The following is a 12,016-nucleotide window of genomic DNA, read 5'->3' on the forward strand; positions in this document are numbered from 1 at the left end:
TTGCTTAGTTAATATCATGTTAAATGTTTTATTCCAATTGATATTTTACGACTGTTGATCATTTGGTATTCTATGGTAAGTTGTTATTTCTGTTAGAGTTTATTGAATATTCATGTAGTGATATGAGAGTCCTGTTAGTAGGTGCTTATGGACAACTGGGTACAGAATTTAGGAGATTTTTTGAGAGAAATAGTATTGAATATGTACCAGTCAGTAGGAATGCGAGAGATGAAAAAACATATCAGACAAGCGTTTATGATAAAGATAAGGTTTCTAAACTTTTCGAAGATTATGATTTTGATCTTGTAATAAACTGTTCAGCGTACAACAATGTTGATAAGGCAGAGGGTGAAGGATACAAAGAAGCTTATAGGACTAATGTTGAGGGGGTTAGGTTGCTATCCCTTCTTTCATATGAAAAGAAAATACCAATTATTCACTATTCAACGGATTATGTATTTGATGGTAGTAAAACTACACCTTATACCGAAGATGATTTAACTTGTCCTATATCAAAATATGGATATACCAAGGCGTTAGGAGAAGTGTTTTTAAGGCAAATTAATCCAAGAAGTATATGTTTAAGAGTTAGTTGGGTATTTGGAAGAGGGGAAAATAATTTTATTCACAAGCTTATGAGCTGGATTAGGGAGGGAACTGTTAAGGTTTCTACTGATGAAATCTCTTCTCCAACCAGTGTTAAAACGATAGTAGATGTGAGTTGGAGACTTTTTGAGGAAAGTGCTTTTGGGATATACCATCTTTCTAGTGAAGGGGAATGTAGTAGATATGAGTATGCAAAGTTTGTTTTGAAAGTCATAGGGTGGAAAGGTAAAATATACAGAGCTAAGCAATCTCAATTCAAATTACCTGCTAGGAGACCTAAGTATTCAAAACTTGACCCCACTAAGGTTAAGGATATTACTAATGTTAGGATTCCTGAGTGGCGAGAATCAGTTTACAATTATCTTAAGGAGGAGTATAAATTATGAGGCTTTTGGTTACAGGGTGTGCTGGCTTTATTGGAACTAATTTTGTTTATTACTATCTAAGTAAGCATAAGGATAGCTTCATAGTAGGACTTGATAAACTAACATATGCTGGAAATCTTGAAAATTTAGCTAAACTAACGTTTAAGGATAGAGAAAGATTTGTCTTTGTAAGGGGAGATATCAATAATGCTGAGTTGGTTAACTATTTGTTTAAGCTTTATGATTTTGATGTTGTGGTTAACTTTGCTGCTGAGTCTCATGTTGATAGATCTATTTTTGATCCGCATGTTTTCATACAGACAAATGTTGTAGGTGTTCAGACTTTGTTAAGTGTAGCGATGGATTATTGGAAAAAGGGAGATAGTTGGAGAGGTGATAAAAGGTTTATACAAATTTCAACAGATGAGGTGTATGGTTCTCTAGATTCTGAGGGGTACTTTACCGAAGCTACTCCACTAGATCCTCATAGTCCTTATTCTGCCAGCAAAGCTGGTGGAGATTTAGTTGCGAAGAGTTATTACTATACATTTGGCATGCCAGTTATTATAACAAGATGTTCTAATAATTATGGACCTTACCAATTCCCAGAGAAACTAATACCTCTTATGATATGGAATGCTATTAATCACAGAGAGTTACCTGTTTATGGTGATGGTAGAAATATCAGAGATTGGCTTTATGTAGAAGATCATTGTAGAGCTATAGATATTGTAATACAAAAAGGTAGAGTAGGAGAAGTTTATAACATCGGAGGCCATAATGAGAGAGAGAATATATATGTTGTAAAAAAGATATTAGAGATTTTGAGAAAGAAAACAAATGATGATAGTATAAATGAAGATCTAATAAAGTTTGTTAAAGACCGTCCTGGGCATGATAGGAGGTATGCTATTGATCCTACAAAGATAATATCTGAGCTTGGTTGGAAGCATACCTTGTCTTTTGAAGAGGGACTTGAGATAACCATAGAATGGTATTTGAAAAATCTTGATTGGGTGAGAAATGTGATTTCGGGTGAGTATCTAAAATTCTACGACAAGAACTATGCAAATAGATAGTTTTCTTAGAAAATATTGGTAACAGTAATTTACTGATCATTTTGAAATTTATTTTTTGATGTGCTATTCTTTGTTTTGAACTTTACTAAATGAAAAAGTGTTTCTGTAGTGATCAGATTTATACTTAGGTTTAGGGGTAATTAGGAATGATAGAGAGGTTTTTCAAGGCTTCTTGTAAGACTAAGCTTTCACTTCTACTTCATAAAAGAATATATTTTGGTAGTTACCTACTTTCGGTTTGTAAGTGTTAATTATTTTTACGTTTTTGTAGTTTAATTTATTGCTTGTTGGAAGTAATAAATTGAAAGATTTCCTAAAAAACTTCCGAATAGTATCTATATCATTAAAGGCTTTTGAAATAACACAAAAATTTGCTAGATATTCTTCGGGTGGTTTTTCTAAAGATGAGTTTATAATGTGTATGTTCGGAGACAAAACTGATGAAACATATTCCAAAAATGCTACTTTTCTCTTTTTATTCTCGATTAGCAAAAATGTTTTTTGAGGGAATACAAAGCTTAGAATTATTCCTGGTACTCCATTACCACTTCCAAAGTCAAATACGTTATCATAATCTTTGATGAATGGTATGTAGTTGAAAGAAAATAGTATATGTTTTTCAAAAAACTCTTCCTTTGTATTTGAGGTTAAACTGGTACTAACATTCCATTCAAATAGTATTTCAATGTATTTTTCTATTTTTTCTTTAATTTTACTGTGATCTAAGTTTTCTATAAATCCTATTTCATTTAGGATAGTATAATCAATCATATATATATTCTAAATGTCTTTTCTCCATGTTTACATGTATGTTTTGTTAGAATTCAAAAATTTCAATAAAATTCTTAGTTTAAACCTTTATACAGTGAAATAATTTAGTTGATCTGTACTTTTGTAATCCTTATAATGCATATTTTTTATACATATTTGTTTATTTTGTATACACTTGGTTTGTGTGTATGATGGCAGGTATGAAATTAATAAACATTATTAAGGTTAAAATTTTTTGGATGTTCCTTATCATTCTTGTGTGATTTAGGTTATCATTTTCAAAAAGCTAGTGCAAGCTTCTGTTTTTTTTGATGTATTAAGTATATTAATAATTTCTGTATTCAAAGGGCTTACTTTTACGAAATACGAACTCCTAGTATTTTTGGCATGGTATTTGAATACAACATAAAGGACTTGGAGGTTTGATATGGATATTGAGAGAGAGAATGCTCAGGAAATTAATGAAATACAAGGAAGTGATGCTGATAAGGTAAATGTTTCAGATTCAGATAGTGATATTCCTAAAGGGGACGAGGATGTGAAGGATACTAACAAGGACCAAGACAAGGTTAAGAAGATAAAGGAGTTTATTTTAAACTTAAAGAAAGAAATTGAACTTAAAGAGTCTAAGATAAGAGAGTATGAGGATCTTATAAAGAGATTAGCTGCTGATTTTGATAACTACAAAAAGAAAGTTAATAAAGAAAAAGTAGAGTATGTTAGATTTGCTACCAAGGATTTCATCCTTGATTTATTGCCTATAATAGACAATTTTGATAGGGCTATAGAAAGCATAGAAAGAGCGAATTTGGATGATAGTGCAAAGGATATATTTATTGGTATAAAGCTTATATACAAGGAGCTTATGAATGTACTTTTGAAGTATGGAGTTGTTAGAATAGATATGGAGGGTAAAATTTACGATCCTAACATAAGTGAAGTGATAGAAGTTGAAGAGGTAGAAGTAGAAGACGACGACAAGGATGTTGTTGTAAAAGAATATCTTAAGGCATACAAGATGTATGATAACGTTATAAGACCTGGTAAGGTAAAGGTTCAAAAGCAGAGAAAGAAAAGTAAGGAAAAAAATACAAACAATATAAATGATGAAGGGACTGGAAGTGGGGGTGTGTCTTCCTCCTCGTAGTTTTTAGTTACGGGGAGGTGTCTTTATTTTTTATATAGGAGGGATTTATGGCTGGTAAGATTATAGGTATTGACCTTGGTACAACAAATTCAGTTGTTGCTGTTATGGAGGGTGGTAAACCTGTTGTTATACAAAATCAAGAAGGTAGTAGAACTACTCCTTCAATAGTAGGTTTCACTCAAAAAGGAGAGGTATTAGTAGGTGCTCCTGCGAAAAATCAAATGATAGTTAATCCTGAAAATACTATTTACTCAATAAAGAGATTTATGGGTAGAAGATTTGAGGAAACTGAAGAAGAAAGAAGAAGGGTACCTTATAAAGTTGTTCCTCATGGTGATAGTGTTAGAGTTCAAACAATTGCTGGTGAGTTTTCACCTGAAGAAATATCTGCTAGAGTACTTATGAAGTTAAAGGCTGCTGCTGAAGATTACTTGGGTGAGAAAGTAGAGAGAGCGGTTATAACTGTTCCTGCTTACTTCAATGATGCTCAAAGACAGGCAACTAAGAATGCGGGTATTATTGCTGGGCTAAAAGTTGAGAGAATACTTAATGAACCTACAGCTGCTGCACTAGCGTATGGTCTTGATAAAGAAGTTGTGAAAAGAGGAAAAGAAATGAAAATTGCTGTCTATGACTTAGGTGGTGGTACTTTTGATATTTCTATACTCGAAATAGGAGAGGGAGTATTTGAGGTTAAATCAACAAATGGAGATACCCATTTAGGAGGAGATGATTTTGATAGAAGAATAATGGACTGGCTTATTGAGGAGTTTAGAAAAGAAACGGGTGTTGATTTGTCTCAAGACAGAATAGCTCTTCAGAGAATAAAAGAAGCGGCTGAGAAGGCAAAGATAGAGTTATCGTCAAAGATGGAAACTGAAATTAACTTACCGTTTATAGCAGTTGTTGGTGGTACTCCAAAGAACTTAATAAAAACATTAACTAGAGCAAAGTTTGAGTCTTTAATTAGAGATCTTGCAGAAAGAACTCTCAAACCTTGTGAAGATGCTTTGAGAGATGCAGGACTTACTGTGAATGATATAGATGAGGTCATATTGGTTGGTGGTTCTACTAGAATACCATTAATACAAAACTTAGTCAAGGATTTCTTTAAGAAAGAGCCTAATAAATCTGTTAATCCTGATGAAGTTGTTGCCGTTGGTGCTGCTATACAGGCGGGTATACTACAAGGTGAAGTAAAGGATATATTGCTATTAGATGTTACACCATTATCACTTGGTGTTGAAACTCTAGGTGGGGTTATGACAGTTATTATTCCTAGAAATACTACTATTCCTGTAAGAAAATCTCAAGTTTTTACTACTGCTGAAGATAATCAAACTGCTGTTACTATACATGTGTTACAAGGAGAAAGACCGCTAGCTTCTCAAAATAGGAGTTTAGGTAGGTTTGAACTTTATGGAATACCACCTGCACCTAGAGGAATTCCTCAAATTGAAGTTACGTTTGATATCGATGCAAACGGAATATTAACAGTTTATGCTAAGGATTTGGGAACCGGTAAAGAACAGAGTATTAGAATTACAAATTCTACAAATCTAACTGAGGAAGAGATAAAGAGAATGGTAGAAGAAGCACAAAGACATGCTGAGGAAGATAGAAAGAGAAAGGAGTTAATAGAAATAAGAAACCAAGCTGATGGAATAGTTTACTCAGCAGAGAAATTGCTTAAAGAACAAGGAGATAAGATAAGCCAGCAGGATAGGTTAGATCTTGAAAGAGCTATAAACAAGCTGAAAGATAACATAAATTCTGATGACACTAATGCTATAAAGAAGGCTATGGAAGAGGTTACAAACATAACTTATAGGATAAGTCAAGAACTTTATAGACATGCAGGACCTACTTCCACAAGTAATACTTCGGATACTTCGTCAAAAGCTAATGATGAAAAAGTTGTAGATGCTGATTACAAGGTAGTTGACGAAGAGAAGAAAAACTAAAACACAAGGGGCTTTTATAGCCCCTTTTTATTACCAACTGAATTCAAAAATTACGTACGTGTTTATTTTCTCTTCAGGTATTGGGTAACCTTCAATATATTCGTTTCCTATTAAATTTCTCTTCCATTCAACTCCAAGTTCAACCCACTCTTTTGGTCTAGCCCAGTGTTTTATTGATATCGTGAGAATATCATCTATAGGTTTATTTCCTACTATGTTGAAATTACTATCATAGATATATTGATACCTATACCATATATAGTCAAGGTATGCCCCTAATCCAAAATATCCTCTTTCATATACTATATCGATGTAAAGAATATTGAGTGGTCTATAATTCAAAAACACTGGATTTTTCCATCCAATGTATTCATAGGCATTCCCATTTATAGCTTCGTTATAAGTATAAGATATAGTTGATGTCAGGGTGTCTTTAAAGCTTATTTTAGCATTTAAGTTTATTCCTCTTGTATACACTTTTCCTATATTTTCTGTGTTAAGAGTAGCATTGTTGTATGCTATGAGATTTGTTGTATCTTGGTAGTATGGTGTAAGTGAAAAGTAGAAACCTATTGTGTCAGTATTGTAGTTGAGTATGAAACTAGTATCTATTCCATTTACATATTCAGTAGTTAAGTTGGTAATTACTGTACCGTAACCGTAAACTATGCCTCCGTATATATCGTCAAAGTAAGGTAATCTATATGCTCTCCAAACACTACTTCTTATACCGATAAAATCGGTAGGCTTTAGGAGAATTCCTAGCCTTGGTGACAGCTCAAAAATATTGCCGTCCATATATTCAAACCTTGAAGATGCTGTAATCTGAAGTAGAGAGGATAGTAAGTAGTTGACTTCTGTATATAGCCCTAGTATGTTTCTTGTTGCGTTAGTTTTCCCTACATTAGTACTGGGAGTTGGAAATGATGAGTAGTTTGTGCTTTCTGATTTAGAACTGTTATAGTCAAAGTTTAGAGATATTCCTAAGAGTATTGAATTCATTTCGTTTATTAAAAGTTTTCGTTTTAGCTCAATCTCTGTACTAAACTTGCTACTCGATATCTCAGAACCTAATGAACCATAAGAAGTATTCAAAGGTTTTTCTACCTTTCTAGTGGTATAGTGCTCTGTGTAGTATAGGTTTAATCCTATTTCAGTGTTGTCGAAGGAGTATCTAGTTTTTATATAGGGTAATAAAAATCTGTTTCTAGAGGTTGCTTTCTCGTAGCTTAGGGGAGAAGTAATTTGTACTTGATTTGGTTCATCTATTGTCGGTAGTGTCCCAAGAAATCCTATATCTAGGTTTATTCCTGAAATGTTATTTATATATCTTGCCAAAATTGAATACTTTGTGTAATGAGCACCTTGTCTTATGTAGTTCGTAGGTTCTAGTGATGATTGATTTGTATAAAGAGTTGAAATGTTGTAATAAAATGCGTTTTCACTCCTGTTGTAACTCACTCCTAGATAAAATTTACCAAAATCTGTTACTAATGATAGATCACTCATGACATAATATGTTTCAAAAGATGCACCTAAAGTTCTTATAACTCTTATGAAACTTACATCTTCATCTCCTAATAGGTTGAAGTTTAAAACACCACCATAGTTTCCACTTCCGTACTTAGAAGATGATGGTCCGTAGTAAATGTCTACACCGTTAAAGAACAGAGCATCGAGTAAGTTTGCATTGTATGAAGAGTTAATCATTGTTGATATACCTAATCCATTAATTGATATGTTGTATTTATCGCCTCTAGGATTGAAGAGAGTAATTAATGATCCTTCTGCTCCATAATGAGTAGGAGTTTGAATGTCTGGTATGTTTTGGATATAATCAGTTATATCTGATGAATCTCCTTTCTTTTTGTATTTTCTAACATCGATCGTTGAAAAAGTACTATCTCTTTCCCATATAGTTCCTACAACAGTTTTTTCAAAAACAAGAGGACTTAACGTTTTGTAAGTCCTTTTATGGCTTTCATATGATGCTTTTTTTTGTATGTTCGTTGCATTTTGTGTGATATTTGTATTTAGTTCCTCTGAGTAAGAAAAAGGTGATATACTTGTGATTAGTATCGTTACAAAAAGTAGTGTTGTTGTATAAGTTAGTTTGATCAAATTTACGCTTTTCATAATATCCTCCTTATAAAGACATAACTTCTTTTGTATTAAATTTAAACTCTAATTCTGAATCGACAGATTCAAACAAGAATTCCGATGAGGAGAGTATAGATACCTTTCGGGTATACAGTTTTGAATAGAATGACTTGTTATGTGATACAAGTATTACTATTTTACCTTCTCTAGTAATTTCTAATATTGAATTTGAAATCAAATTTTGATTATAACTATCCAAAAAAGCATCAGGTTCATCTAAAAGTATAACACTACTGCCTTGGATGAATGTTCTACACAACAAAGCAATTTTTTTCTGGCCTTCACTTAGTAAGTTAAGTGGTTTGTTGAGGATTTCTTGGATTTGGAGTAGATTTATGTACTTTAACATTCTTCTTCTGTTTGTGTATGTATTATTATTGTGTAGTGCCATTTCAAGAAATTCTATTACTTTGATTGGTGAAGAATAGTGTGGAGATTGTTGGGCAAATACTACTAGACCTTTTCTTTTGTTTAGAGGAATAGAGAATATATCTTTGTTGTTTATTGTTATAGTACCTTTTTGAGGTTTTATTATTCCTGCTATTGATTTTAGAAGACTCGTTTTACCGATACCATTTCTACCTTCTATGAGAATTATGTCTCCTGAAGTTGCTGAAAGTGAAAAATTTGTTATTATTTCTTCATTTTTGTTATATGATATGTGAATTCCTAATACATTCAATTTATTCATTTTTTTCTCTCCTGCGTGTAATTCTAACTAAGTGGTGAATTTAGAAATTTTTCTGTGATGAGAGAGTATTGTTTTCTTAGATGATGTCCGTGATTCATTCTTGCTTTGTGATATGATTTTGTTGGTACAGGATATCTAGCAATTCTGTAAAATTCATCTTCTTTTTCGTTACCACATCCGGGGCATATGCATCCATAGAATCCATGTCCATTTTTACAAACGCTGATTTTCTGATTAAATGCAAAGTAAATTGCTTCCATTTTAGCTAGTAAATTTATCATTTGCCAACTTTCTTCTTCGGATCTGAAAGGAGAATTTATGTTAACGTGTAATATAGCTCCACCTGAAACTAGTCTATCATACATTCTAGAGTACCTTATTCTGTTTGGAATGTCTGTTTCTACAGTAAGTTGAAGCCATTGGTTTGAGTAAATGTGATATTTTGTCTTATATAATATTCTGTCTCTCTCTGCAAATATGATTGCTAGTTTCTCTGCAGGTAATTGTTCTAGATTAAAAGATAAACCATAAGCCATGGAGGCTTTCTTATTTTCTTCTCTTATTGTTTCTGGTATTTCTATAACAAATTTCTCTCCTTCTTTTGAGAACTTTATACCATCTATACTATCTTTGGTAAGTCCTAATATTTCCGTTGCTTCAAAAACTCCATCTATTCTAACTGTGCCATATTGTCTATCAAGATTCATTAATCCTAAAGTATATAAAGGTAGAACTCCTTGTTTTATTCTATCTTTTAGTATTTCTCCGATAGATGCTAGTACTTTATGGACTATTCTAACTTTTTCCCTTAGTGATTTGATAAATTCTTCTCTACTTGATACTTCAGGTGAAATTCTTGGTAGATTTATGCTTATAACTTTAAAAGATCCTATGTTTATGTTAGTTCCTCCAATTGAATTAAACATTCCTTTTAGTGAAGTGTTGCTTTTAATATGTATATTTGTATCTCTTATTGAGCTTGTGAGTGTACAACAGGAAGCTATAGCATCTATGTTGTTTGATATATACCAATTTGTACCTTGCCATTTTAGATTGAGTTTATTTATGAATTTTTCGCTATCTTCAGCTATAAACTTTTCGTCTTTGTAAACAATAACTGCTGTGAGTACTGGAAAAGTAAAAATTTGTTTGTCTCTTTCTTCTGATATCCATTTTCCGTGTTTATTTTGGAGCTCTATTATTTCTTCTGTGGAATTTATGATTGGTTGTCCATTAGGGTATTTTTCTGAGGAGAATATTTCTCTTATATGGCTTCTATCAAGATAGATGAAATTTTTGTAAGGAGATTGAGTGCCTCTTATAGGTTGATTTAAAGAATAGATTAGTAATTGAAAATACTGATATAGTTCTCTTTTGCTATTTTTTGGATATGCTGTTTTATCTTTTATGTCTTTTCTGTAGAAATAGTTCGTCCATACAAAAGAATTTGGTAGTCCTACAGTTTCAGACTGTTGATTTGAAGCAAACATAACAAACTGTATAACGTGTTGTATAAATGATGACAGATGTTGAAATGGAGTAGATTTTATTGTATCCATGAAAAATAATCCTTTGTTTACTATTTTCTTTAGAGAGTAAGTGTAACAATATGGAATAAATCCGGCTTGGTGAGTGTCATGTACGTATATATCACCCATTATTTGATACCTTACAAGGTATTCGGTATCTTCTTTAGAGAATGTACTTTTGAGTTTCTGGTAAATTTTGGATATCGAATAGAGCTTAGTCCAAGGTTTGGATACTTCATTTAGGTATGTGTATACATTTGTACTTCTAATATTTGCGTTTGAGTCAATTGTTGTTGCAAGTAATCCTTGATTGAAGAATTTCTCTGTGAATCTTATTGGATCAATTTCCCAGTCAAGTTCCTCAATCTCCAAGATCTGCCACAACTCCTTGCTATTTTTACTTCTTACTATGTACAGTTGATTCAATGATGGAGAGAAAGAGTTTGTTCTAATATTTCGAGAGAATCTCCCTGGTACCATTTTGTCGAAGTAAGGAATGTCTATATTCACCTTTCCTACTTCTTCCAATTTTCTCCATGAATGTAGTATTGTTACAATACTTTCGTCGTATTTTAGTTTTACTTTCTTAGCTATGGTAATAGCATATTTTCTATTTCTGTAAGTAAGTGGTTTTTCTCCGAGTAAACACAATGTGACTTTGTTATATGTTTTCAGTAATAATTCAACTTTTCTAAATACGATATCCTCCAATTTCTTATATTCTATTTTGAAATCTTCATTAGAAGAGCACGTTTCAGGATTGTGAAATTCTTCACACTTAGGTATGGCGTCGCATCCTTGGAAATATATGCTAACAGAGGGTAGAAATGGGTGATCTCCGATTGTAGTTCTTATTGCTCTTACAAGCGTAAATGGAATTTTAGCTTTATCTTTCATTTTTCCCTCCATTCGGAGGGTAAAGCTCTTAAACCAGAAAGGATGAGGAGATAAATAATGGTCTAGGTGTATATTGATTTAACTTACTCCTATCCTATTTCTTAAGCCCGAGAAATAGGCATCCTTTCTGGGTAAAGCAGGTCTTCCGGCTTATGGATCATCCTACTCACCGGCCTTCCCATCCTACCCAGCAGTTAACCAAGTAGGACAGTGGTAATTCCGGTTTTCGTCCCCAATTACGGCTGCGGGTCCAGCGGTGGATTTTCACCACACTTCCCTTTTAATCCCTGCTAAGGAACTTTACCCTCAAACCACAAAGTATGATCAAAGATTATTTTATTGTTTTTCAAGTTTGTGTGAATAGAGGATACTCAAAGAGTTACTTAGTGTCTTAATTATATTAATTTTGAGGTAGGGAGTTTGGTGAAGTGTGTTAGGGTGGTTAGATATTTTCTTGAGAATTGTTAGAGGGGTATATAACTAGATACAAGGGATAATTGACGAAGAATTACTACAAAGGTATACTGTTTGATGTTTTGGTAGGTGTTTTTAGGGGGATAGGATTAACAGTGAGAAGTTTGGGATAGATGTGGTTTTTGGTAGAAGGCTAGGGTAAGGGGTATAGTTATGTGAGGGGAGTTAAGTTGTTGGAGTTTATGAAGTAATGTGAGGGAATAGTATATACTGTTAGGGATAGTGTAGAAAACAGTGTTAAGCATTCTTTGAAGAAGGAGTTTGAGAAGGATTTTAGGAATTGCGGGTATCGATATGAAGTTGAGTAGGCTATAAGTTATTTCGAAAGATGTG

Annotated in this window: 8 protein-coding genes and 1 riboswitch; of the genes, 4 read left to right on the plus strand and 4 right to left on the minus strand. The window is 32.8% G+C overall.

Annotated features, from left to right (window positions below; translation table 11 throughout):
• Positions 1 to 122 precede the first annotated feature (122 nt).
• Both rfbD and rfbB read left to right on the plus strand, forming a co-directional pair.
• Positions 123 to 992 (plus strand): dTDP-4-dehydrorhamnose reductase, encoded by an 870-nt coding sequence (rfbD, locus tag N2712_02005; protein MCX8028747.1) that lies wholly within the window; start codon positions 123 to 125, stop codon positions 990 to 992.
• Positions 989 to 2,050, plus strand: a complete 1,062-nt coding sequence (rfbB, locus tag N2712_02010; protein MCX8028748.1) for a dTDP-glucose 4,6-dehydratase — start codon at positions 989 to 991, stop codon at positions 2,048 to 2,050. The genes rfbD and rfbB overlap by 4 nt, the downstream gene beginning before the upstream one ends.
• A 180-nt stretch (positions 2,051 to 2,230) precedes the next feature.
• Here the strand turns inward: rfbB and N2712_02015 are convergent, their stop codons facing one another.
• Positions 2,231 to 2,821: a 16S rRNA (guanine(527)-N(7))-methyltransferase RsmG gene (locus tag N2712_02015; protein MCX8028749.1), complete on the minus strand. Its 591-nt coding sequence runs from the start codon at positions 2,819 to 2,821 to the stop codon at positions 2,231 to 2,233.
• A 427-nt stretch (positions 2,822 to 3,248) separates the two neighbouring features.
• On the opposite strand from N2712_02015, the gene N2712_02020 reads away from it, so the two are divergent.
• Positions 3,249 to 3,968, plus strand: a complete 720-nt coding sequence (locus N2712_02020; protein ID MCX8028750.1) for a nucleotide exchange factor GrpE — start codon at positions 3,249 to 3,251, stop codon at positions 3,966 to 3,968.
• A 47-nt stretch (positions 3,969 to 4,015) separates the two neighbouring features.
• A complete protein-coding gene (dnaK, locus tag N2712_02025; protein ID MCX8028751.1) occupies positions 4,016 to 5,932 on the plus strand; it encodes a molecular chaperone DnaK in 1,917 nt (638 codons plus the stop codon).
• Positions 5,933 to 5,962: 30 nt separating this feature from the next.
• Here dnaK and N2712_02030 read toward each other — a convergent pair whose 3' ends face one another.
• The 3 genes from N2712_02030 to N2712_02040 are packed head-to-tail and all read right to left on the minus strand — an operon-like array spanning position 5,963 to position 11,209.
• The gene (locus tag N2712_02030) at positions 5,963 to 8,068 is read right to left on the minus strand and encodes a TonB-dependent receptor (GenBank protein MCX8028752.1); all 2,106 of its coding nucleotides are present in this window, start codon (positions 8,066 to 8,068) and stop codon (positions 5,963 to 5,965) included.
• 10 nt (positions 8,069 to 8,078) lie between these two features.
• The gene (locus N2712_02035; protein ID MCX8028753.1) at positions 8,079 to 8,783 is read right to left on the minus strand and encodes an ABC transporter ATP-binding protein; all 705 of its coding nucleotides are present in this window, start codon (positions 8,781 to 8,783) and stop codon (positions 8,079 to 8,081) included.
• 23 nt (positions 8,784 to 8,806) lie between these two features.
• The gene (locus N2712_02040; protein MCX8028754.1) at positions 8,807 to 11,209 is read right to left on the minus strand and encodes an anaerobic ribonucleoside-triphosphate reductase; all 2,403 of its coding nucleotides are present in this window, start codon (positions 11,207 to 11,209) and stop codon (positions 8,807 to 8,809) included.
• 117 nt (positions 11,210 to 11,326) lie between these two features.
• A riboswitch (cobalamin riboswitch) is annotated at positions 11,327 to 11,527 on the minus strand.
• Positions 11,528 to 12,016 lie beyond the last annotated feature (489 nt).

This window comes from Brevinematales bacterium (genome assembly GCA_026415355.1).
Lineage (GTDB): Bacteria > Spirochaetota > Brevinematia > DTOW01 > DTOW01 > SKYB106.